At 69.5% G+C, this 22,976-nt stretch carries 22 protein-coding genes; 14 read left to right on the forward strand and 8 right to left on the reverse strand.

Features of this window, described 5'->3' with window-relative positions:
* Window positions 1-243 precede the first annotated feature (243 nt).
* Entirely contained in the window at window positions 244-2,550 is a 2,307-nt protein-coding gene (pcrA, locus tag ACFWN2_RS42400) for a DNA helicase PcrA (protein WP_382436307.1), read from the reverse strand.
* Between the two features lie 60 nt (window positions 2,551-2,610).
* The gene (locus ACFWN2_RS42405; protein ID WP_382436309.1) at window positions 2,611-3,099 is read right to left on the reverse strand and encodes a hypothetical protein; all 489 of its coding nucleotides are present in this window, start codon (window positions 3,097-3,099) and stop codon (window positions 2,611-2,613) included.
* Window positions 3,100-3,318: 219 nt separating this feature from the next.
* Between ACFWN2_RS42405 and ACFWN2_RS42410 the strand changes: the two genes are divergently transcribed.
* On the forward strand, window positions 3,319-3,582 hold the full coding sequence (locus ACFWN2_RS42410) for a chorismate mutase (RefSeq protein ID WP_382436310.1): 264 nt from the start codon (window positions 3,319-3,321) through the stop codon (window positions 3,580-3,582).
* Between the two features lie 18 nt (window positions 3,583-3,600).
* On the opposite strand, the gene ACFWN2_RS42415 is transcribed toward ACFWN2_RS42410, so the two are convergent.
* The gene (locus ACFWN2_RS42415; RefSeq protein WP_382436383.1) at window positions 3,601-4,653 is read right to left on the reverse strand and encodes a histone deacetylase; all 1,053 of its coding nucleotides are present in this window, start codon (window positions 4,651-4,653) and stop codon (window positions 3,601-3,603) included.
* A gap of 70 nt (window positions 4,654-4,723) precedes the next feature.
* Here ACFWN2_RS42415 and ACFWN2_RS42420 point away from each other — a divergent pair, with 70 nt between their 5' ends.
* The 6 genes from ACFWN2_RS42420 (at window position 4,724) to ACFWN2_RS42445 (ending at window position 11,318) form a co-directional block, all read left to right on the forward strand.
* Window positions 4,724-5,050, forward strand: coding sequence for a hypothetical protein (locus tag ACFWN2_RS42420; RefSeq protein WP_382436312.1), 327 nt, complete (start codon window positions 4,724-4,726; stop codon window positions 5,048-5,050).
* Between the two features lie 104 nt (window positions 5,051-5,154).
* A complete protein-coding gene (locus ACFWN2_RS42425) occupies window positions 5,155-6,015 on the forward strand; it encodes a hypothetical protein (RefSeq protein WP_382436313.1) in 861 nt (286 codons plus the stop codon).
* Window positions 6,016-6,188: 173 nt separating this feature from the next.
* Window positions 6,189-7,034, forward strand: a complete 846-nt coding sequence (locus ACFWN2_RS42430) for a hypothetical protein (RefSeq protein ID WP_382436314.1) — start codon at window positions 6,189-6,191, stop codon at window positions 7,032-7,034.
* 206 nt (window positions 7,035-7,240) lie between these two features.
* Window positions 7,241-8,080: a hypothetical protein gene (locus ACFWN2_RS42435; RefSeq protein ID WP_382436315.1), complete on the forward strand. Its 840-nt coding sequence runs from the start codon at window positions 7,241-7,243 to the stop codon at window positions 8,078-8,080.
* A 147-nt stretch (window positions 8,081-8,227) separates the two neighbouring features.
* Window positions 8,228-9,559, forward strand: coding sequence for a serine/threonine-protein kinase (locus ACFWN2_RS42440; protein ID WP_382436316.1), 1,332 nt, complete (start codon window positions 8,228-8,230; stop codon window positions 9,557-9,559).
* Window positions 9,560-9,677: 118 nt separating this feature from the next.
* The gene (locus ACFWN2_RS42445) at window positions 9,678-11,318 is read left to right on the forward strand and encodes a protein kinase (protein ID WP_382436317.1); all 1,641 of its coding nucleotides are present in this window, start codon (window positions 9,678-9,680) and stop codon (window positions 11,316-11,318) included.
* Window positions 11,319-11,331: 13 nt separating this feature from the next.
* Here ACFWN2_RS42445 and ACFWN2_RS42450 read toward each other — a convergent pair whose 3' ends face one another.
* Entirely contained in the window at window positions 11,332-12,234 is a 903-nt protein-coding gene (locus tag ACFWN2_RS42450) for a LysR family transcriptional regulator (protein ID WP_382436318.1), read from the reverse strand.
* 81 nt (window positions 12,235-12,315) lie between these two features.
* On the opposite strand from ACFWN2_RS42450, the gene ACFWN2_RS42455 reads away from it, so the two are divergent.
* The 3 genes from ACFWN2_RS42455 (at window position 12,316) to ACFWN2_RS42465 (ending at window position 15,324) form a co-directional block, all read left to right on the forward strand.
* Window positions 12,316-13,242 (forward strand): DMT family transporter, encoded by a 927-nt coding sequence (locus ACFWN2_RS42455; protein WP_382436319.1) that lies wholly within the window; start codon window positions 12,316-12,318, stop codon window positions 13,240-13,242.
* 121 nt (window positions 13,243-13,363) lie between these two features.
* Window positions 13,364-13,783, forward strand: coding sequence for an SsgA family sporulation/cell division regulator (locus ACFWN2_RS42460; RefSeq protein WP_382436321.1), 420 nt, complete (start codon window positions 13,364-13,366; stop codon window positions 13,781-13,783).
* 260 nt (window positions 13,784-14,043) lie between these two features.
* Window positions 14,044-15,324 carry a serine/threonine-protein kinase gene (locus ACFWN2_RS42465; RefSeq protein WP_382436322.1) on the forward strand — a complete coding sequence of 427 codons (1,281 nt, stop codon included), beginning with the start codon at window positions 14,044-14,046 and terminating at the stop codon, window positions 15,322-15,324.
* On the opposite strand, the gene ACFWN2_RS42470 is transcribed toward ACFWN2_RS42465, so the two are convergent.
* From ACFWN2_RS42470 to ACFWN2_RS42480, 3 genes are read right to left on the reverse strand one after another with little or no spacing between them, the layout of a single operon-like run.
* Window positions 15,317-15,898, reverse strand: coding sequence for a hypothetical protein (locus tag ACFWN2_RS42470; protein WP_382436323.1), 582 nt, complete (start codon window positions 15,896-15,898; stop codon window positions 15,317-15,319). The genes ACFWN2_RS42465 and ACFWN2_RS42470 overlap by 8 nt on opposite strands.
* A gap of 6 nt (window positions 15,899-15,904) precedes the next feature.
* A complete protein-coding gene (locus tag ACFWN2_RS42475; RefSeq protein ID WP_382436324.1) occupies window positions 15,905-16,555 on the reverse strand; it encodes a response regulator in 651 nt (216 codons plus the stop codon).
* Window positions 16,552-17,721, reverse strand: a complete 1,170-nt coding sequence (locus tag ACFWN2_RS42480; protein ID WP_382436325.1) for a PspC domain-containing protein — start codon at window positions 17,719-17,721, stop codon at window positions 16,552-16,554. The genes ACFWN2_RS42475 and ACFWN2_RS42480 overlap by 4 nt, the downstream gene beginning before the upstream one ends.
* A 132-nt stretch (window positions 17,722-17,853) precedes the next feature.
* On the opposite strand from ACFWN2_RS42480, the gene ACFWN2_RS42485 reads away from it, so the two are divergent.
* Both ACFWN2_RS42485 and ACFWN2_RS42490 read left to right on the forward strand, forming a co-directional pair.
* Window positions 17,854-19,026 carry a PspC domain-containing protein gene (locus ACFWN2_RS42485; protein ID WP_382436326.1) on the forward strand — a complete coding sequence of 391 codons (1,173 nt, stop codon included), beginning with the start codon at window positions 17,854-17,856 and terminating at the stop codon, window positions 19,024-19,026.
* Window positions 19,019-19,216, forward strand: a complete 198-nt coding sequence (locus tag ACFWN2_RS42490; protein WP_382436327.1) for a hypothetical protein — start codon at window positions 19,019-19,021, stop codon at window positions 19,214-19,216. The genes ACFWN2_RS42485 and ACFWN2_RS42490 overlap by 8 nt, the downstream gene beginning before the upstream one ends.
* A 43-nt stretch (window positions 19,217-19,259) precedes the next feature.
* Here ACFWN2_RS42490 and guaA read toward each other — a convergent pair whose 3' ends face one another.
* Window positions 19,260-20,819 (reverse strand): glutamine-hydrolyzing GMP synthase, encoded by a 1,560-nt coding sequence (gene guaA / locus ACFWN2_RS42495; protein ID WP_382436328.1) that lies wholly within the window; start codon window positions 20,817-20,819, stop codon window positions 19,260-19,262.
* A 19-nt stretch (window positions 20,820-20,838) separates the two neighbouring features.
* Here guaA and ACFWN2_RS42500 point away from each other — a divergent pair, with 19 nt between their 5' ends.
* Window positions 20,839-21,507, forward strand: a complete 669-nt coding sequence (locus tag ACFWN2_RS42500; protein ID WP_382436329.1) for a phosphotransferase family protein — start codon at window positions 20,839-20,841, stop codon at window positions 21,505-21,507.
* A gap of 10 nt (window positions 21,508-21,517) precedes the next feature.
* Window positions 21,518-22,963: an aldehyde dehydrogenase family protein gene (locus tag ACFWN2_RS42505; RefSeq protein ID WP_382436330.1), complete on the forward strand. Its 1,446-nt coding sequence runs from the start codon at window positions 21,518-21,520 to the stop codon at window positions 22,961-22,963.
* Window positions 22,964-22,976: the final 13 nt, after the last annotated feature.

The following is a 22,976-nucleotide window of genomic DNA, read 5'->3' on the forward strand; positions in this document are numbered from 1 at the left end:
TCGTCTACACAACCTTCATTTCGGGTTTGTTTAAACACCCCCCTACTCAGGTGCAGCAAGAGCTATGGCACGACTCGTGACGAAACCACCTCACCCAGGCCTCTTGGTAAGGACGGCTCGCCTTCGGCTTCGCGGGCGATCATCCTGCTCGCCTTCGGCTTCGCGGGAGTGTCAGACCTCGTCGCTACGTTGGGCTGTGGGGGATGCAATTTCAGGGGGTACCCCTGCTTGAGCCTGCCCTTGTCAGAGTTTTGTCATCGGGACGCTGCCTATCAGCATCAGGCGGACTGTGCCTGAGCCGCCGAAGTCGATCGTCGCCGTTGCCCTCAGGCCCGCGCCGTCCACTGCCACCACTCTGCCCAGGCCGTACTTGTCGTGGGTGACTCGGTCGCCCACTTCCAGCTTCATGGCCGGGGCGTCCTTCCAGCCCGCCTTGCCTGGCGCTGGGCGGGTGAGGCCTCGGGAGGCTATGCCGCCTGAGGCTGAGCGGCCCCAGGTCGTGGCTGCCGCCGGGCCTGAGCGGGAGGGCTCCACTCGGCGCCAGTCCATGAGGTCCTGGGGGATCTCGTCCAGGAAGCGGGAGGCCGGGTTCGCCGAGGGCTGGCCCCAGGCTGAGCGGACCAGGGCTCGCGAGAGGTAGAGGCGGCGTTGGGCTCTGGTGATGCCCACGTAGGCGAGGCGGCGTTCTTCTGCCAGTTCGGCTGGGTCGCCGAGGGCTCGCATGTGCGGGAAGACGCCGTCTTCCCAGCCCGTGCTGAAGACGACCGGGTATTCGAGGCCCTTGGCCGTGTGGATGGTCATGAGGGTGACCACGCCGTCGGAGTCGGCGTCCGGGATCGAGTCCGCGTCTGCGACGAGGGAGACCCGTTCCAGGAAGGCCGGTAGGGACGGGACCGGGTCCGCGCCTTCTGGGAGTTCCAGTTCTGTGAACTCGCGGGCGACGGTGACCAGTTCGTTGAGGTTCTCGACCCTCGTGTGGTCCTGGGGGTCCTCGCTGGCTTCCAGCTCGGTGCGGTAGCCGGTCTTGTCCAGGACCGCTTCGAGGATGTCGGCCACGTCGTCTTCTCTGGCGACCATCTCGCCGAGCTCGTCCATCATCTCGACGAAACCGGCGATCGCGTTGCGGGAGCGCGGGTTCAGCATCGGGACGTTGTCCAGGTCGCGGAGGGCTGCGGCGAAGCTGATCCGCTCGCGTTCCGCGTAGGCCGAGACGCACGCTTCCGCTCGGTCGCCGATGCCTCGTTTCGGGACGTTGAGGATGCGGCGGAGGGAGACCGTGTCCTCCGGGTTCGCCAGGGTGCGGAGGTAGGCGAGGGCGTCGCGGACCTCGCGGCGCTCGTAGAAGCGGACGCCGCCGACGACCCTGTACGGGAGGCCGAGGCGGATGAAGATCTCCTCGAACACCCGCGACTGGTTGTTGGTGCGGTAGAAGACGGCGATCTCGGAGTTGTTGACCTCGCCGCTGTCCACCAGGTGGTCGATCTCGTTCGCGACGAACGCGGCCTCGTCGTGTTCGTGGTCCGCGACGTAGCCGACGATCTTCTCGCCCTCGCCGAGGTCGGACCAGAGCGACTTGTCGCGGCGGTTCGGGTTGCGGGAGATCACCGCGTTCGCGGCGGTCAGGATGTTCTGGGTGGAGCGGTAGTTCTGCTCCAGCAGGATCGTGGTGGCGTCCGGGTAGTCGCGCTCGAACTCCACGATGTTGCGGATCGTGGCGCCGCGGAAGGCGTAGATCGACTGGTCCGCGTCGCCCACCACGCACAGCTCCGCCGGGGGGATCTCGCCGCCCGCCTTGCCCACGAGCTCGCGCACGAGGGTGTACTGCGCGTGGTTCGTGTCCTGGTACTCGTCGACCAGGACGTGCCGGAAGCGGCGGCGGTAGTGCTCCGCGACCTCCGGGAAGCGCTGCAGGAGCTCGACGGTCCTCATGATGAGGTCGTCGAAGTCGAGCGAGTTCGACTCCGCCAGGCGGCGCTGGTAGACCGCGTAGACCTCGGCCACGCGGCGTTCCAGGTCGTTCGTGGCCTGGGCCGCGGCGGTCTCCGCGTCGACCAGCTCGTTCTTGAGGTTCGAGATGTGCACGGCGAGGGTGCGGGCCGCGTACTTCTTCGGGTCGAGGTCGAGGTCCCTCGCGACGAGGGTGATGAGGCGGCGCGTGTCGTCGCTGTCGTAGATCGAGAAGTTCGACGACATGCCGAGGGTCTTCGCGTCGCGGCGCATCACGCGCACGCACATCGAGTGGAACGTCGACACCCACATCGAGCGGGCGCGGGCGCCCACCATGTCGGCGACGCGCTCCTTCATCTCGGCGGCGGCCTTGTTCGTGAACGTGATGGCCATGATCTCGCCGGGATGCACGTCACGAGCCGCGAGCAGGTACGCGATCCGCCGGGTGAGGACGCGCGTCTTGCCGGAGCCCGCGCCGGCCACCACGAGCAGGGGTGAACCGGCGTGCTCGACGGCACGGCGCTGCGCGGGGTTCAGATCGTCGAGCAGGTGACCCGCGCGGGAAACGGGGGGACTTGAGGGCAAGTCGAACAAGGCGCTCATCGTCCATCCACGGTACCGGGCGGCACCGACGAATCCGGTACCGCCCGACCATGTGTTCGATCAGGTGCTCAGATCGATGCGGTACGGGACGCCCGCGTGCGTGGCCTCCGTGCCGCTCGACTCGGCGTAGACGTCGATCGTGTCGCTGTGGTGCTCGAGCCCGTTCGTGTGGACTTTCAGCGTCGGGAACGCCTCGCCCGGCACGGCGATGAAGGCCGCCGCGCAGTGCACGCCCTCCGCACCCGCGCCGCCTTCGACGTCCCAGCACCTCCAGTACTCGCCCTCGTACCCGGTGACCGCCAGCTTCTTCGGCGGCAGCGAGATGCGGACGTGGAGGTCGGTGACGTCGCGGTCGGACCGGTTGGTGATGTTGATGTCGAACGTGCCCGGCCAGCCACCCCGCATCGACCAGTACCCGGACTGCAGGACCTTCCACCCCGCCGACGGCGTCAGCTCGACGCCGGCCCACCCCGTCTCCGCCGCGCCGGCGGAGGTGGTGACGGACGCTGAAAGCAGGAGAGCGGAAGCCACACCCAGTACGCGCTTCACGGTGACCCCAAACGGTCGTGGATGAGACTGGAGCAGCCTAGGTCGGCTTCCTGTGGCACACTAGGTCCGTGCGCGCGACGTTCTTCGAGTTTTTCTACGGGACCCGGACTCCGGCTCCCGTGGTCGTCTAGCGCAGACAAAGCCACCGCGAAGCCCCGGAGTCCTCGGACACCGGGGCTTCGCTGCTTCCGGGCCGGGACTCGAAGTTCTCGAGAGGTCATGACGATGGATACCACCACCGAACCCGACATCAACCAGCTGCGCGAGGAGATCGACCACCTGGACGCGGAGATCCTCCGACTGGTCCAGCGGCGCGTCGACGTGTCGAAGATCATCGGCGCCGCCCGCATGGCCGCCGGCGGCACGAAGATCGTGCACAACCGCGAGATCGACGTCCTCAACCGCTACAAGCCGCTCGGTCCCGAGGGCAAGGACCTCGCGATGATCCTGCTCAAGATGGGCCGCGGCCCGCTCGGCAGGTAGGCAACGCCCGGCCCGGCGTCACAGGACGCCGGGCCAATGAGGCGCCAGGGCGGCGCGAACGCGCTCGAAGTCCGCGTCCGCGAGCTGGGAGTCGTCCGGCACGTAGGCCAGCGGGTCCTCCAGCAACGGCTCCGGCAGCCGCAGCAGGCCCTCGACCAGCGCGTGCAGGCACAGCGCCGAGTACCCGCGCAGGTAGCCGCCCTCCTGGGTGAGCACGACCCGCGTCCCGAACGACGCCACCCGGCGGCCGATCTCGCGGTACCCGTCTGCCGTGAGGTTGTGCCTGCCGTTGGGGTCGAACGCCGATCCGTCGAACCCTGACGCGCACACCAGCAGGTCCGGCTCGAAATCGCGCAGCAGCGGGAACGCGATTTCATCGAGCGCACGTATATATGTCGTGTCGCCCGCGCCGAGCGACAGCTCGATGTTCACGTTCCTGCCGTTGGCGCCCACTTCTGATGGCGCGCCCGTCTGCGGGTGGTTCGTGCCCCACGACCCGTGCCGCATGTGCACCGAGATGGTCAGCACGTCCGGCCGGTCGTAGAACACCTCCTGCGTGCCGTTGCCGTGGTGCACGTCCCAGTCGAGAACGGCGACCCGCAGCCCCTGCCGTCGCGCGGTCTCCGCCACCAGCGCCGCGTTGTTCACGAAGCAGTAGCCGTCGGCCATGTCCGGCTGCGCGTGGTGTCCCGGCGGACGCACGAGCGCGTAGGCCAGCGGTGCGCCGGACTCCAGCGCCGCCAACGCCGTGCCCGCCGCCGCTGACGCCGCACGCCACGTCTCCGGCCCCACGACCGTGTTCACCTCCAGCGCCACACGCTCCGAGACGCGCAACGAGTCCAAGTACCCCGCCGTGTGCACGCGCAGAAGCTCGTCCACGGACGCATGGCGCCCCTCGTGCCATCTCAAGTACGGCGCCACCGGTCCGTGCGTCAGCGCGTGCCGGAACGTGCGCAGCCTCGCCGCGTTCTCCGGGTGCGGTTCGGCGACGTCCAGCCAGGGCCAAGAGCCGGGCAGCTCCCACAGGCCCTCGCCCGCGTCGTGCTCAAGGCAGTCGTCGTGCCAGAACATGTCCACCCGAATCGGATATCAGGGCGATCACGGATGGTCCACTGGAAAAATCTGAGGGCACACTGGAGGCATGGGCCTCATCGCCGCACTCATCGCCATCGCCGGCCTGATCGCCGCCTTGGCGCACGACGCTTACCTGGGCTTGCTCGGTTCGGCCGCGAACAAGAAGGGCATCTCCGGAGCGCCCGTCTCGCAGTTCGTCCGCAGCCGCTGGAAGACCGCGATCATCACCACCGCGGGCGCGGTGATCGGTCTGCTGATCACCGGCGGCGACTCGCTCGGCGCCGACGTGATCGGCGCGCTGATCGCGGGCGGCAGCGGTCTGGTCGCGCTCAACGGCGTGCAGAACACGCGCAAGCAGCTCAACAGCGGTCAAGCGCAACTTCCGCCTCGCTGACAACTTCACACAAAAGAGTGTCACTCGTCCTGAACACCCCCTTTTGGTTGCTTCGGTACCTCCGGACGGCCCTACTCTGATTGCGTCGCAGAGGGGTGTCGGGGATGGACGAACTGCCGGGCAAACATCGTCTGGACGACGGGCCGCAGCCGCCGCGGGCGCGGCCCCTCGTCGGGGGCGACAGCATCCCGCTGCCCCGCCGCCGCCAGATCGACCCGCTGCAGGACACCGACGGCCTGCGCAAGTTCAACATCGGGCTCGTGCCCGCCTCGGTCACGCCGCCGCGGACCTGGAGGCGGGCGGCCTGGTTCGCCGTCGTCTCTTCGGTGCTCGTGCTGGTCGGCCTGAGCGTCGCCGCGGCCAAGCTGGTCAGCGGGAGCGGTGACGTCGAGACCGTCGGGCTGCCCGGTTACCCCTCGGACGTGCCGATGATCTCCGCGCTGCCCACGGGCGGCACGACCACGTCGGCCACCGGGGGCACCAGGCCGTCGGCCGCGAGGACGGGTCAGAACGCGCCCGCACCCGGCACCGGCAGGAGCACCGGGTCGAGCAGCGCTCCCGGCACGAGCGGTCAGGCCTCCGCGCCGAACCCCCAGCCGTCCGCGACGGCCCCGCCGGTCATCACGACCGTGCCGGTCACCCAGGCCCCCGTCGTCGACGGGGGCAAGATCGCCCAGCAGACCGAGCACTTCTACAGCGCGATGGCGTCGAACGCGGACACGGCGCTCGCCATGACCACGGACACCGTGCGCTCGAACGCCGACGCGTTGCTCGAAGGCAGGCTGGCCGACATCTCGCTGATCGAGGTGAAGGAGATCGCGGTCGATCCCGGCAAGGGCCTCACGGTGAGCCTGCTGCAGGTGACGAAGAAGGACGGCTCGGTGAGCACCGAGAAGCGCGAGCTCAGCTTCACGCTCGGCGACCTGCCGCTGATCAACGGTGAACGGTTGAAGGTCGGCGGCTGAAGTGGCTAAAGGTCGCGGCCGGACCTACCGAACGTACTAAGTAGCACCATCGAGCGAACCCCTGAAGACCGCTGGTCGCCACGGACGGGTGAAGTCCACGCAGACACTGGCGTCTTCATGCACGGCCACGGTACGTCTTCAGGTGCACACGGACAGTACGGAGGACCAGAGCAGTGCAGCGTCCCGCGACGACCGGCCGGAGACACACCCGCGTCGGCTCGATCAGCGTGGCCGAGCTGATCAAGCAGCAGCCTGGCCCCATGCGGATCCTCTCCAACGAGGAGGCCGCCACCGACGCTCTGGTCACATCACTGCTCGGCCCGACCGAGAACATGACCGCGACCACCGCGGTGATACCCGTCACACCCGGCCGTCGCCGCCGCACGAAGTCGAGCCGCACCGCCAAGGTCGCGGGCCTGCTCACCGGCGCGATCGTGCTCGTCTCCTCCGTCGCCGGCGCGGCGATCCTGGCCGGCAACCGCCCGGCGAACGTCGGCGTCCCCGTCACCGACCGCCCGGTCGCGCTGTCCGGGTCGAGCGCGCTGCGTCCCGACGTCCTCTCGGCCCAGCTGCCGAACGAACGCCCGCCTGCGCCGACCACCCCGGCCGCCGCCGCGGCTCCGATGCCGCAGCCGTCCGCACTGCTGCTGGAGACCGGCGCTCCGGCACCGACGAGCGCAGAGCCGTCGACGCCCGAGGTGTCGGTCGGCCCGTTGCCGCAGGTGGACGTGGTGAAGAAGTTCTACGAGCTGCTGACGACCAAGCCCGGCTCCGCGGCCAAGCTGCTCTCGCCGGACCTGGTCGGCGCGAACCCCGCGGACTTCGTGAGGTCGTGGGGGACGGTCAAGGTCGTGAACGTCGACCAGACGTCGGTGCGCCCGGACGGTTCGGTGCTGGCGGTCGTCTCGATGCAGGAGGCGGACGGGAGCTGGCTGCGGATCGAGCAGATCTTCTGGCTCACGAAGACGACGCAGCCGCGGATCATCGGAACTGAAGTCCTTTCGGCGCAGCGGAGCTAGGCACCGGAAGTTAGGTCGCACCCAACTGGTTCGCCGTTCGCAGTCGAACGGTGACCGCTCGTCGCGAAAACCGGTCTCCGGTCGTGAAAATTCCCCCATAGGGGTTACATCTCGGGTCACGATTCGGTATCCATGTTCCCGCCAGTGCGCGAACGCGAACTTGGAAGGGTGAACGAGCGGTGTCGATTGAGGACCATCGTCGGCGGTTGAGCGGTTCGGCCGAGTCGACCGGGCAGCTGTCCGTCGCCGAGCTGATCGCCCGCCGCGAGGCGGAGACCGTCGAGATCCCCGTGATCACCGACGACTTCACCCCCGAGGCTTTCGAGCCGACCGTGAAGTTCAAGCCGGTCAAGTCCGGCGGCAAGAAGAAGCAGCCCATGAAGGAGCTGCACATCACCGAGCTCCTGCGCAGGGAGGGTCGTTCCGACGACACCCAGCGCGGCGGTTTCACCGTCGGCAAGCTGGCCGCTGCCGCCAGCGGTGGCGTCATCATCTGCGGTTCCGTGGCGTTCGCCGCCTCCTCTTGGCTGTCCTCGCCGGACGAGCGCCCGCTCGCCGAGGTGCGGTTCGACGAGCGCGGCCAGGCCCGCAGCGCGAGCGCCGGCACCGAAGGCGTCGTGAAGCTGCCGTCGAACAAGACGCAGCAGTCCGAGACGAGCGAGACCGAGGCCGCGCCGACCACGGAAGAGACGACGCGCGTCGCCCCGTACGTCCAGACCCAGCAGCAGCGCCCGACGCAGCAGCAGACCCAGACGCAGACCCAGGAACCGACGCAGCAGCCCAGCTCGGAGACCTCGACCTCGACGCCCCCGTCGTCGTCGACGGAGACCAGCACGCCGCCGTCGAGCCAGACGCCTCCTCCGCCCAGCTCGTCCACCACGCCCCCGCCGAGCAACAGCACCAGCACGCCGCCCAGCTCGGACAACTCGACTCCCCCGCCGTCCAACCCGGCTGACGTCAGCGTGGACCTCGGTGTCCTCGACCCGGTGCTCGACACCGTGGGCGACGTCGTCGGCGGATTCGACTTCTTCGCCCCGGCGAACTGATGTACGACAGGTAGCTCAGCGACGGCCCCCGGCAGGTACCCTGTGCGGGCATTCCGGACGACCCGCTGACTACCGCACGAGGAGCACGAGCGTGGGATCTGCTGCCGCAGCCGCAGTCACGCCTTCGAGCACCCACGGGGTGGGCTTGTGACGACGTCCGGCACCTCGGACGGCCGTCTGATCGCCGACCGCTACCGCTTCCTCGACCGCATCGGCTCCGGCGCGATGGGCATCGTCTGGCGGGCCCACGACGAACGCCTAGGCCGTGAGGTGGCGATCAAGCAGTTGCTGCTCGCACCCGGCCTCGACGAGGCCGAGCAGGACGAGGCCATCCAGCGCGCCATGCGCGAGGGCCGCATCGCCGCCAAGCTGCACCACCCGAACGCCATCGCCGTGTACGACGTCGTCGAGGAAGACGGCGTCCCGTGCCTGGTCATGGAGTACCTGCCGTCCTACAGCCTCGCGGACGCGCTGGCGGAGGGCGGGCCGATGGACCCGGTCGAGGTCGCGAGCATCGGAGCGCAGTGCGCGGCGGCGCTGGCCGCTGCCCACGCGGCGGGGATCGTGCACCGCGACGTGAAGCCCGGCAACGTGCTGATCGCCGAGAACGGCGTCGTCAAGATCACCGACTTCGGCATCTCGCGCGCGTCCGACGACATCACGGTCACCAAGACCGGCCTGATCGCCGGCACGCCCGCGTACCTCGCGCCGGAGATCGCGCGCGGCCAGGACCCGACGCCGGCCTCCGACGTCTACTCGCTCGGTTCGACGCTGTTCGCCGCGATGGAGGGCGAGCCGCCCTATGGAGTGAGCGAGAACACTCTCGGTGTTCTCCACGCCGTCGCGGCCGGGCGGATCAACCCGCCGACCGTCGACCACCCGCTCGCCGACACGCTGCTGTACCTGCTCAACTTCGAGCCGGACGACAGGCCGACCATGGCCCAGGCGCGCGAGGTGCTCAACGCCGTCACGAACGGCCGTTCGCCGTCGTTCAACGGGCTCGCGGTGATCGCCGGCCCCGACCCGACGACGATCGTGGAGCCCGAGCGGACCCGCGTGGTCCGGGCGGCGCCCCGCACCTCGCCTCCGAGGACCGCGCCGCCGATGGCGCCGCCCAGGGGGCAGGAGAACAACAGGCCGCTGGTGATCGCGGCGGTGGTGTTGGCGTTGTTGCTGGTCATCGGTGGCCTGATGGTCGCGCTCGGGGTGTTCAACAAGGAGCAGAAGACCCCGGTGGTGCCGCCCGCGAGTTCGTCGCAGACGGTGCCCACGACGACTTCGGCACCTGAGGTGACGACAACCACGCCTGAGGCAACGACAACGCAGGAACCGACGTCTACAACGACGACGACCACCACTACGACCACCACGACGACGACAACTACGCCGCCGCCTTCGAAGCCGTCCAGCACAACGACGACTACGACGACGACGACCACTACGACGACGACAGTGCCGCCACCGCCTCCGGCGGGCTAAGCATCATTGCGCCGTAGAAATCTCGTATGGTGGGTACCCGCACCTATGGGTGATCTGAACCCGAAGGTGTGATCAGCCGTTGAACAGAGAGCAAGTGACCGCACAGCGGGGAGCAACTGTGACCGACGATGGCCGATTGGTCGCTGGTCGCTACCGATTGAGCCAGCGGATCGGCAGCGGCGCCATGGGCGTCGTCTGGACGGCACACGACGAACGCCTGCACCGCACCGTCGCGGTCAAGCAACTCCTCCTGCAGCCCGGACTGGCCGAAGCTGACACGGACGAGGCGAAGAGACGGGCCATGCGGGAGGGTCGCATCGCGGCCCGGCTGCAGCACCCGCACGCCGTCGCCGTCTACGACGTTGCCGAGGACGACAGCCAGCCGTGGCTGATCATGGAGTACCTGCCCTCGAAGAGCCTGTCCGCAGTGCTCTCCGAGCGAGGCACGCTGCCTCCGCGCGACGTGGCGTCGATCGGCATGCAGGTGGCCTCGGCGCTGGCCGCCGCGCACAACGCGGGCATCGTGCACCGCGACATCAAGCCCGGCAACGTGCTGCTCGGCGACGACGGCACGGTCAAGATCACCGACTTCGGCATCTCCCGCGCGACCGGTGACGTCACCGTCACCGCGACGGGCATGCTCGCGGGCACCCCTGCCTACCTCGCACCCGAGGTGGCCAAGGGCTACGACCCCGGCTCGCCGTCGGACGTGTTCTCCCTGGGCTCGACGCTGTACGCCGCGATCGAGGGCGAACCGCCGTTCGGGCTGAGCGAGAACACGATCGCGCTGCTGCACAAGGTCGCGTCCGGCAAGGTCAACCCGCCGCGCAACGCCGGTCCGCTGACCGCGCTGCTGATGCGCCTGCTGCGCGCGGAGCCGGAAGACCGCCCGACGATGGCCGAGGCCCGTGACGCGCTCGCCGCCGTCGCGAACGGCCAGGCCGCACCCGCGTTCACGCCCGCCGTGGTCGCGCCGACGCACCCGCCGTCGTGGCGTGGCGCGCCGATCCAGCAGCCGCAGGTGGCAGCCACGAGGGCACTGACGCCCCCGCAGGCACAGCAGCAGGCGCCGCCGCCCAACGCGACGCGCGTCGACCTGCACACGCCGCCGCGCGCCGTGCCGACGCAGCAGCAGCCGCCGAACCACCGCCCGGCCGCCGCGCCCCAGTACTCGCAGCGCCCGAAGCAGCCGAGGCCGTCACCGCTGTCGTCGTCGAAGAGCAAGAAGTCGACGGTCTACACCGCGCTCGCCATCGTGGCCGCGGCGGTCATCGGCATCATGTTCGCGAGCATGATCTCGAGCGGTGGCGGGGACGACGGCACGGGCAACAACAACGCCGGCTCCAACACGTCGACCCAGCAGACGCAGGGCAACGACTCCGCGGGCCCGTCAACGCCGCCGAAGTCCGCGGGCAAGGCCGGTCAGTGGACCGACACGCCGACCGACGAGGACAAGAAGGGCCTGCTGGAGGACTACTTCCAGACGGCGCCGAGCAGCCCGGGCGACGCCTGGGCGATGGGCAACGGGAACTTCCAGGGCCAGTACCCCGGCGGCATGGACGGCTTCAAGTCGTTCTGGGGCGGCGTCAAGAAGGCCAAGGTCACCAACGTCGAAGAGCGGCAGCCCTACTACTTCGTGGTGACGGTCGAGATCGAGAAGAAGGACGGGTCGAAGTCGACGATCCAGCGGCAGGTCTCGCTGGAGTGGCGCTCGCCGAACTTCCTGCTGAGCTACGACAAGCCGTTCGGCAGCGCCTGAGGACCCGCGCGGGTCAACTCGCCCGCGCGGCCTTCTCCAAAGCCTCTGCCAGCGTCAGCACGGCCGGGTTCCACGCGGCGTCCTCGCGGTAGACGACGTGGATGTGCCTGACCGGTTCCGGGTTGCGCACCTTGCGCAGGACGACGCCGGGGTGCGCGAAGCCCAGCCCGAGCCTCGGGATGATCGTGACGCCCAGTCCGGCCGCCACGAACCCCTGTGCCGTCGTGTAGTCGTCGCTCTCCACGGCGACCTTCGGTGAGAACCCAGCGCCTGCGCACGCGTTGCGCACGAGGTCCCCGCACGGTCCTGGCGCGCCGCAGTCCCCGTCGATCCACGGCTCGTCGGCCAGCTCGGCGAGGTCCAGCACGCGTTTGCGGGCCAGGGCGTGGCCGCGCGGGAGCACGGCGTAGAACGGGTCGGCGAGCAGGTGCCGGGCGATCATTCCCTCGGGCGCGGGTGCGTCCTGCTCCAGCACGGTGATCGCCACGTCCGCGCGTCCCGCCGCCAGTTCGACGAACGGGTCGGTCGGCTCGGTGAGCTTCAGGTCGAGCTCGACACCGGAGCGCTCCGCCCGGAACGTCGCCACCGCGGGCGGCACGAGAGCCGCACCGGCCGTGGCGAAGTAGCGGACGCGCAGGGTGCCCGCGCAGCCGTTGCGCAACGCCGTGAGGGCGCTCTCGGCCTCGGCCAGCTGCTCGGCGAGGCGGGCGGCGTGCTCGGTGAGCAGGCGCCCGGCCGCGGTGGGCCTGATGCCCCTGCCGACGCGTTCCAGCAGCGGCAGTCCCGCCTGCTTCTCCAGGCCCGCGACCTGCTGCGAGATGGCGGACGGGGTGTAGCCGAGGTTCGTCGCCGCGGCGGTGATGGAACCCGTGCTCACGACGGCCCTGAGCACCTGCATTCGTCGCACGTCCAGCATGCTCCGACCATACAGTTGCGCTTAAAGGTTGCCCACAACTATTAAATTGTTTTCACGTGTTGGAGGGCGCATGGTTGACGTGTGAACCAACGCGGAACGTTGATCAGGATGGGCGTGCTCGCCCTGCTGTGGGGATCCAGCTTCCTGTGGATGAAGCTCGCGCTCGGCAGTCTCGCGCCCCTGCAGATCTCGCTCGTGCGGACGTTCTTCGGAGCGCTCGTGCTGTTCGTCGTGCTCGCCCTGGCGAAGATGTCCCTGCCGCGCGACCGCCGGATCTGGGGTCACATGCTCTTCGTGGCGCTGTTCGGCAGCGCCATCCCGTTCACGCTGTTCGCGTTCGGCGGCCAGACCGTCGACTCCGGCGTCTCCGGCGTGCTCAACTCGACGACGCCGCTGTTCGCGCTGGCCATCGGCCTCGTGCTCGGGTCGGAGAAGATCAGCGACCTGGTCCGGATGCTCGGCCTCGGGCTCGGCTTCGCGGGCGTGCTGCTGATCTTCGCGCCGTGGCAGTCGGCCAACAGCATCGCGAGCTGGGGCGCCGTGCTGTGCCTCATCGGCGCCGCGAGCTACGCCATCGGCTACTCCTACGCCGGCCGCTACCTGGTCGGCACGGGCGCCACCTCGACGCAGCTCGCCGCGATGCAGCTGACCACCGCGATGGGGATGCTGATCCTCGCGACGCCGTTCGGCGGCCTGCAGCCGCTGCACCTGCACTGGGTCGGCGTCGCCGCCGTGATCATCCTGGGCGTCTTCGGCACGGGCGTCGCGTTCATCCTCAACTACCGCGTCATCGCCGACGAGGGAGCCACGACGGCGACTACCGTCGGTTACCTTCTGCCCGTGGTTTCGGTACTCCTTGGAGCGATCTTCCTCGGGGAGCAACTCAACGCAAGGGTCGTCGCCGGCATGCTGGTGGTGCTCCTGGGCGTCGCACTGACCCGGCGGAGGTCCGTCTCGGCAGGTCAGACCGTCTCACCAAACGAGACACGCGACCTGGTCAAACGCTGAACGGTGAGACGCACGTCTCCCCCAATAGGATGGATCCGAGACGAATCGCGTCCTTATCGGGCTGGTTGGCCGTCTCCTCTTTGTGAGCGGACATGGAGACCAGCCTGAAAGGGACATCGACATGAACAACGAAAACCTGAAGGTCACCACGCGGACGACTTTTCAGCTCCTCGCCCCCGGCGCGCCTCCAGCGCCCGTCGAGGCCGAACTCGTCTACGACCCGGAGGACCCCTACGCGGTCGCCGTCATCTTCTTCACGGGCTCCGGCCGCGTGGAGTGGATGTTCGCCCGCGACCTGCTGGCCGACGGCCTGCTGACGCCGTCCGGTGAGGGCGACATCCTCGTCAGGCCCGCCTCCGACGACCCGGAGCGCGTCCTGGTCGAGCTGAACGCCCCGACCGGCTTCGCCATCCTCAGCGCCGTCGCCGAGGACGTGGCGGAGTTCCTGGACGCCTCCTACGACGTCGTCCAGCCGGGCGAGGAGGACCTGTGGATCGACTTCGACCGCGAGCTGCAGAAGCTGGTCTCGACGATCGACTAGTCCACTGGCGATCCACCTCGGTGGTCGTACGGGCGCGGGACGAGGTGCCGGCACGCGGGGCAGCGTGGCCGACCAGCTCGTCACCGGAGACCACCGGAACGCGGTGTTCGGCGTCGTGGGCAGCGACGGCGGCACGTCTCAACAGGCTGAGCGGGTTCCAGACGGAAGTCCCCACCGGTGAACTCGGCTCGAAGCGATCTGCACCACCCCGCGTGCGGGAACGCCGGATGCTCGTCTGAGCGATTGACTAGTCTCAGGGTGTGACAACCATCGGCGGCCGCTACACGCTGCTCGAGCGCATCGGCAGCGGTGCGATGGGGGTGGTCTGGCGAGCACGCGACGAGGTGCTGGCCCGCGAGGTCGCGGTCAAGGAGCTCATCACCGGCGACCACCAGCGCGCGATGCGGGAGGCACGCAACGCCGCGCGGCTGCACCACCAGCACGCGATCGCCGTGTTCGACGTCGTGAGCACCGACGAAGAGCAGCCGTGGATCGTCATGGAGTACCTCGCCTCGCACAGCCTCTCGGCGCTGATCGCCGAGCGCGGGCCGCTCAAGCCGGCCCAGGCGGCGAGCATCGGGGCCAAGGTCGCCTCGGCGCTGGCGGCGGCGCACACCGCCGGTCTGGTCCACCGCGACATCAAGCCCGGCAACGTCCTGATCGGCCACGACGGCACGGTCAAGATCACCGACTTCGGCATCTCCAAGGCGTCCGGCGACGGCACGATGACCGACACCGGCATGATCTCGGGCACCCCCGCCTACCTCGCTCCCGAGGTGGCGCGCGGTGAGCAGCCCGACGAGGCGTCCGACGTGTTCTCGCTCGGCGCCACCATCTACACGGCCATCGAGGGCGAGTCCGTCTTCGGGCCCAGCGACAACAGCTTCGGCCTCATCTACCGCGCGGCGAGCGGCCAGATCCGCGATCCCAAGGGCGCGGGCGAGCTCACGCCGTTGCTCGTGCGGTTGCTCGCGCAGGACCCCAAGGACCGGCCGACCGCGCAGGAGGCCGCCGACCTGCTGGCCGCCGAGCAGCAGCCGTCGCAGCCCTTGCAGATCCCACAGCAGCAGCCCAGGCTCAAGCCGCCGAACAAGCGGATCCTGATCATCCTCGCGGTCATCGCACTGCTCGGGATCGGTGGTGGCGCGGCGGCCGCGTACTGGGGCGGTACCGAAGGCGGCGTCAACCCCCGGTACCAGGGTGGGTTCCAGCAGCAGCCGGCGGTCTACTACTCCGCGGACCAGGCGAACTACTTCGTCCAGGAGCACTACCGCCTGCTGCCGGAGAGCCCCGACCAGGCGTGGGAGAACCTCAGGGGCAAGGCGACCGAGCCCATCGGCGAGTACCGCAAGAGGTGGAACGACTACTCCGAGGTCTCACTCGCCGGGCCGGGCGAGGTCCGGTCGGAGGGTGCGAACTGGGTGGTCAAGATCGGCCTGATCACCACGAAGGCCGGTGTCACCGAGAACGGCGTCTACGACATCGAGGTCGGCAACGTCGACAACCAGATGAAGATCGTCAGCACCAAGCGGGTCAGCTGAGCAGCCAGAAGCTGCCGCCTCCGACGACCACGCCCATCACCGACCCCGCCAGCACCTGCGCCGTCGTGTGGTCACCCAGCTCGACGCGCGACCACGCCACCAGCGCGGCCGGCAGCGCCAGAAGCAGCCACCACGGCCCGTAGACGATCGCCAGCGTCACCACGGCGGCCCACGCCACGGCGGCGTGCAGCGAGATCTTCCACTTCAGCCCGAACGTGATCGCCATGCTGACGATCAACGAGGCGAACATGCTGCCCGCCAGCGCGAGCATGTTCCGCGGCGCGTCGCCCAGGAACATGATCACCGTGCCGGCCGCCAGCGACGCACCCGCCGTGACCAGCGGGACGACCCTGCCCTCGCGGTTCGTGACGTGGTGGCCGTCCCACTTGCCCTTGCGCGCTCCACGCACGATGACGGCCATCGGGATCACGGACGCCGTCAACGCGACGACGAACCCCCACAGCAACGTTCCCCAGATGCTCTCCGTCGCGGCTGCAACACCGAACGGCAGCAAAATCACCCAGACCCACGGCGCCAACACCTCGGTGGCACCGCGGGCGACCTTTTTGATCAAAGCCCCTCAGACCAGTCTGCGATCCGTCGCCCAGCGGGAGAGCTCGTACCGGTTGGAGAGCTGGGTCTTCCGCAGGACGCTCGACACGTGCGTCTCCACCGTCTTCACGCTGATGAACAGCTCGGACGCGATCTCCTTGTAAGCGTATCCGCGGGCGAGCAGCCGCAGGACGTCGCGTTCGCGCGGCGTCAGCAGGTCGAGCTCGGGGTCGCTGATCGGCGCGGCACCAGGCCGGTCGGCGAACGCGTCCAGCACGAACCCCGCGAGGCGCGGCGAGAACACCGCGTCGCCCTCCGAGACCCGCACGACGGCCCTGACCAGCTCCTGGCTGGAGATCGTCTTCGTCACGTAGCCACGGGCACCGGCGCGGATGACGTTGATGACGTCCTCGGCCGCGTCCGAGACCGACAGCGCGAGGAACGTGACCTCGGGGATCTTGGTGCGGATCTGCCGCAGCACCTCGGCGCCGCCGCCGTCGGGCATGTGCACGTCCAGCAGCACGACGTCCGGCTTGTGGTGCGCGATCCCCGCGACCGCCTCACCAACGCTTCCGGCCTCGCCGACGACCTCGATCTCCTCGGTGATCGAGTCGAGCTCGGCACGCACCCCCGCGCGGAACAACGCGTGGTCGTCCACCAGGAACACCCTCACGCTCACGTCCTGGCCTCCTGCTTCCTCGGCATCTCGAGCTGCACCTCGGTCCCCTCTCCCGGAGCCGTGCGCAGTCGCACCTCCCCGCCGTGCCTCGTCATTCTCCCCCGGATGCTCCCCGCGAGGCCATGCCGGTCCTCGGGCACGGTCTCGGGGTCGAAGCCCTTGCCGCGGTCGCGCACGAACACCGTGACCTTCTCCGGCTCGACCTCGGCGTAGACGCTGACCTCGGCCACCCCCGCGTGCTTGGCCGCGTTGACCATCGCCTCCTTCGAGGCCTGGACCAGCGCGAACATGCCGTCCTCCAGCTCGCAGTCCCCGACGACGACCTGCGAAACGGCGATGGCGAAGTCGTCCTCGACGTCCGCGCAGACCTGGGCGATCGCGACGCTGATGGAGTGCGGCTGCTCCCCGACCTCACGGCCGTAGAGCCAGCTGCGCAGCTCGCGTTCCTGGCCGCGGGCCAGTCGCTTGACCTCCCGCGACGACTCGGACTGCTTCTGGATCAGGGCAAGCGTTTGCAGCACCGAGTCGTGCAGGTGGGCGGCGATCTCGGCGCGTTCCTCGGTGCGGATGCGCGCACGGCGTTCGGTGTCGAGGTCCCGCACCAGCCTCATCCACAGCGGCACGGTCAGCACGGCCACGCCGACCAGCGTGGCGATCACGGAGAGCACGACGGTGGAGAGGTTGGCGATGGAGTCGTTCACCACGAGGAACGCGGCGACCCCCGCCACGACCAGCGCACCTCCCGCCACCGTTCGCACGACTCCCGCCTTCCCCTGCGAGAACGCGCCGTCCCGCCAGCGGCGCCGCTGCGCCTCGTCGGCCTCGCGCCACACGACCGCGGCGCCGATGAGCGCCACGGCGATCGGCCCGGTGATCCACCCGCTCCACGCTCCCCCGAGCAGGCCGGTGAACACCGCGACGCCGACGCCGAGCGCCGCCAGGCCGACGGCCTGCTGCCACTCCTTGCGGTCGTTGTCGGTCTCCGGTTCCGCCACCGCCGACTGCGGGACGAACATCCAGAGCAGCCCGTAGGCGATGATCCCTACCCCGCTGAACGCCGCGAACACGGCGAACACCGCGCGCACCCAGAAGACGGGCGCGCCGAGGTGGTCCGCCAGTCCGCTCGCGACGCCCGCGACCACCCGGCCGGTGCGGCGACGGCGCATCGGCTCAATCCGTGCACTCACCATCCGATCGTCACACGTCCTCGTGAGTTGTTCATCAGGGATGACCCCGGTTCCCTGAATCAGGGCTGGTCCCTGATGTGGCTGAGAGCTTGCCGTAGCAACCTTGTTCTCGTGAGCGGGACTGAGAAGGCAATGCAGGGCGTGGCGGACACGCTCAGAGAGTTCTGGGCGCACCGTCCGGTGCGGCCCCGTGCAGGGCGCAAGCTCGGAGGCGTCGCCACCGGGATCGCCCTGCGCTACCAGATCGACCCGGTGATCGTCAGGATCGCGTTCGTCGCGCTCGCGCTGTCGGGTGGCGTCGGTCTGCCGATGTACCTCGCCGGCTGGCTGCTGCTGCCGGAGGAGGGCGACCAGGTGTCGCCGCTCGAAGCACTGATCAACAAGGGCCACAGCTCGGTGTCCCAGGGCCAGACGGTCCTGCTGGGCTTCCTGATGTTCCCCGCGCTCGCGTTCACGTTCGGGAGCGGCGGGTTCCAGGTCTTCGTGACGATCGCCGCGTCGGTCGCGTGCATCTACCTGCTGCAGAAGAACCGTGGGCACCTGCAGCCGGCCACGACGCTCGCCGACCCGCCGCCGACGCCACCGGTGCCGGGGGCACCGGCCTGGGACCCGCTGGGGGCTGCGCCGTTCGCGTGGGACCTGCCGGAACCGACGCCGAGGCCGCAGCCGCCGGCACCCCGCCCGCGCAAGCCGCGCGTGAGCGGCGTGACGCTGGGCGTGGCGCTGCTCGTGGGAGCTGCGTCCGCGATCGCCGGAACGTGGATCCCGTGGTTCACCGCGCCGCACGTCATCGGCCTCGTGATCGCGGTGCTGGCGGCGGGCCTGCTGGTCGGCGCGTTCACCGGCGGCGGCCGCGGCCTGATCTGGCTGCTGGTACCGCTGTCGGTGGTCGGCTTCGGCCTGACCGCGGTGAAGTTCGACGGCCCGGCCAACGTGGGAAACCTCGACGCGACACCGCAAACGCTCGACGAGGTCAAGTCCCGCTACGAGCTGGGCGTCGGCAGCGTGGTGCTGGACCTCCGTGAACTCCCGGACTCCGGCTCGGTGAAGACCCAGGTCGAGACGAACCTGGGTGAGGTGATCGTGCACGTGCCGGCGAACGCGGACGTGACGTTCCGGTGCGAGGCGGACTCCATCGGTGAACTCGACTGCCTCGACAGGAAGGCGGACGGCAGCGGCGTGCAGGTCGACGGCACGGACCTGGGCGCGAACGGCGAGGGTGGCTTGAAGATCGACCTGGACGTTCTGACGAGCGTCGGAGAGGTGAGGGTGCTCCGTGACTGAGCAGCAGCCGGTGATGCGCAGGCGGATCGACCCGCTGGGGCTGGTCTTCGGGATCGGTGGCGGGCTGATGGCGGCCTACGTGCTGAGCAACGGGACGTTCTGGTTCGACCTGCGGTGGGCGCTGGGAGGAACGGCCATCCTGGTCGGCCTGGTGCTGCTGACGAACTCGTTGAGACGCAAGAACTCCTGAAACGCGAAGGGCCCCTGGTCTCCCAGGGGCCCTTCTCACGTCTCTACTCCCACTCGATGGTGCCCGGCGGCTTGGACGTCACGTCCAGCACCACGCGGTTGACCTCCGCCACCTCGTTGGTGATCCGGGTCGAGATCCGCTCCAGCACCTCGTACGGCAGGCGCGTCCAGTCCGCGGTCATCGCGTCCTCGGACGACACCGGGCGCAGCACGATCGGGTGCCCGTACGTGCGGCCGTCGCCCTGGACGCCGACGCTGCGGACGTCCGCGAGCAGCACGACCGGGCACTGCCAGATGGAACGGTCGAGACCGGCGGCCGTCAGCTCCTCGCGGGCGATGGCGTCGGCCTGGCGCAGCGTGTCGAGGCGGTCCTGCGTGACCTCGCCGATGATGCGGATGCCGAGGCCCGGGCCGGGGAACGGCTGGCGCTGCACGATGGTCTCGGGCAGGCCCAGTTCGGTGCCGACTCGGCGGACCTCGTCCTTGAAGAGCGCGCGGAGCGGCTCGACCAGTTCGAACTGGAGGTCGTCCGGGAGGCCGCCGACGTTGTGGTGCGACTTGATGTTCGCGGTGCCCGCGCCGCCGCCGGACTCGACGACGTCCGGGTAGAGCGTGCCCTGCACGAGGAACTTGTAGTCGCCCTCTGCCTTGAGGTCGCGCTCGGCCTGCTCGAAGACGCGGATGAACTCGCGGCCGATGATCTTGCGCTTCTCCTCCGGGTCCGTCACGCCGGCCAGGGCGTCGAGGAAGCGCTCGCGGGCGTCGACCGTGACCAGGCGGATGCCCGTGGCGGCCACGTAGTCGCGCTCGACCTGGGCGCGCTCGCCGGAGCGGAGCAGGCCGTGGTCGACGAACACGCACGTGAGGCGGTCGCCGATCGCGCGCTGGACCAGTGCCGCGGCGACGGCGGAGTCGACGCCGCCGGACAGGCCGCAGATCGCCTTGCCGTCACCGATCTGCTCGCGGATGCGGGTGACCTGCTCGTCCACGATGGACGACGTCGTCCACTGCGGACGGATGCCCGCGATGTCGTGCAGGAACCGGCGCAGCACCTCCTGGCCGTGCGGCGAGTGGTGCACCTCGGGGTGGTACTGGACGCCGGCGAAGCGGCGCTCGGTGTCCTCGAACGCGGCGACCGGCGCGCCCTCGCTGGTCGCGGTGACGGTGAAGCCCTCCGGCGCCTTGGTGACGGCGTCGCCGTGGCTCATCCACACCGGGTGCGAACCGGGCAGTTCCTCGTGCAGCGCGCCACCCGTCCCGGCCACGCCGAGGTCCGTGCGGCCGTACTCGCGGGTGCCGGTCTGTTCCACCGCGCCGCCGAGTGCGCGTGCCATCGCCTGGAAGCCGTAGCAGATGCCGAAGACCGGGACGCCGGTCTCGAACAGCTTCGGGTCGACCTGCGGGGCGTTCTCCGCGTACACGCTGGACGGGCCACCGGACAGAACGATGGCGAGCGGGTTCTTGTCGAGGATCTCGCTGACGCTCGCGGTGTGCGGGACGACCTCGGAGTAGACCTGGGCCTCGCGCACGCGGCGGGCGATCAGCTGCGCGTACTGGGCGCCGAAGTCGACGACGAGAACAGGGCGGTTGCTGGTGTCGGACACGTCGCCAAGGATCTCATGCGTGGACGGTGAACTGCTGACCGGTGGCGGGCTGAACCAGGTGTTCAGGGTGGGTGACGCGGTGCGCAGGCCCGCCGGGCCGTGGGCGCCTCGGGTGCACGAGTTGTTGCGCGGCTTGGCACCTCTGGGGATCGCGCCGGTGCCGCTGGGGCTGGACGACGGGCACGAGCTGCTCAGCTACCTGCCGGGTGAGGTTGGCCACGTGCCGCCGGACGACGACAGGGCGTTGATCGAGTCGGCACTGCTGCTGCGGCGGCTGCACGACGAGACGAGACGGTTCGTCTCGTTGCGGGACGGCTGGCAGCACCCCGCACGCGAGCCGGTGGAGGTGCTGCTGCACGGTGATTTCGCGCCGTACAACATCGTGTTCCAGGACGGCCTGCCGACGGGCGTCTTCGACTGGGACAGCGCGCATCCGGGTCCGCGCTGGTGGGACGTCAGCTGGGCGTTGATCCAGTTCGTGCTGGCGCTGCCGGACGACCGCGAACGGCGCACGGAGCTGTTCTGCGAGACGTACGGCATCGAGTACGAACCCGAGCACGTGCTGATCCGGTTGGAGGACATGATCCGGACGATCCGGGAGCATCCGGCGTTCGTGCTCCAACGCGCGGAAGGGCATGTCGGCCACTACCTGGGTCTCATCAGGTACGTGCAGGCCACCAGGGCTTAACGTGGGGCCCATGGACGCGTTCACCCCGCAACCCCGGCCCTGCTGGGTCGCCGGCCGCCCCGAGCAGGGCGAGCAGGCGTTAGAGGTTCTCCACCCGTTCGACGGCACCGAGGTCGCCTCGGTGGCCGTGCCGGGCAGAGATCAGGTGGAACGTGCGATCGCCGCGGCGGCGGCCGTGGGCAAGGAGTTCCGGCGAACACCCGCCCACGTGCGGGCGGAGGCGTTGCTGCAGGTCTCCAAGGCCCTTGCCGAACGCGCGGAGGAGATCGCCGAGACGATCACCGCCGAGAACGGCAAACCGCTCAGGTGGGCCGAGATCGAGGTGCAGCGCGCGGTCAACACGTTCCGGTTCGCCGCCGAGGAGGCGCGCCGGTTCACCGGTGGGCTGCAGCGGCTCGACACCGAGGCCGGTGGCGTGGGGCGGATGGCGATCGTCCGGCACGTGCCGCGCGGGCCCGTGCTGGCGGTGGCGCCGTTCAACTTCCCGCTGAACCTGGTGGCGCACAAGGTCGCGCCGGCGCTCGCGGTGGGTGCGCCGGTGATCGTGAAGCCCGCCTCGGCAACGCCGCTGTCCGCGTTGCTGCTCGGCGAGATCCTCGCCGAGACCGGCCTGCCGGAGGGCGCGTTCTCGATCCTTCCCGTGCGCGGCAAGGACATGGACGCGCTGGTGAAGGACGAGCGGCTGCCGGTCATCTCGTTCACCGGGTCCACGAAGGTCGGCTGGTCGCTGATGGACGCCGCGCCGCGCAAGCACGTCGTGATGGAACTGGGCTCCAACGCGGCCGCGATCATCTGTCCTGATTGGACGGACCTCGACCACGCGGCACAGCGCATCGCGACGTTCGGCAACTACCAGGCCGGGCAGTCGTGCATCGCCGTGCAGCGGGTGGTCGTGGACCGCTCGAAGGCCGACGAGTTCGTCCCGAAGCTCGTGGAAGCCGTGGGAGCGCTCAAGACCGGCGATCCGCACGACCCCGAGGTCGAGGTCGGGCCGTTGATCGACGAGGACAACGCCAAGCGCGTCGAGGAGTGGATCCACATGGCCACCGACGTCGGCGCCCGTGTGCTGCTCGGCGGCAAGCGGACCGGGGCGACGGTCGAGCCGACCGTGCTCGTGGACGTGCCGAAGACCGCCAAGGTCTGGACCGAGGAGATCTTCGGGCCGGTGCTCGTGGTGTCGGTCGCCGACGGTGTCGAGGACGCGTTCGCACAGGCCAACGACTCCAAATACGGGCTGCAGGCCGGGGTGTTCACCCGCGACGTGCAGGTGGCGTTCGAGGCGGCGGCCGAGTTGGAGGTCGGTGGCGTGATCATCGGTGACGTGCCGTCCTACCGCGCGGACCAGATGCCGTACGGCGGAGTGAAGGGTTCGGGTACCGGACGCGAGGGCGTGCGGTCGGCGATGGAGGACTTCACCGAGGAACGCATCACCGTGCTGACCGGAATCCAGGTCTAGGCCAGGAATCCAG

This window comes from Lentzea sp. NPDC058436, from assembly GCF_042721515.1.
In the GTDB taxonomy this organism is placed as follows: domain Bacteria; phylum Actinomycetota; class Actinomycetes; order Mycobacteriales; family Pseudonocardiaceae; genus Lentzea.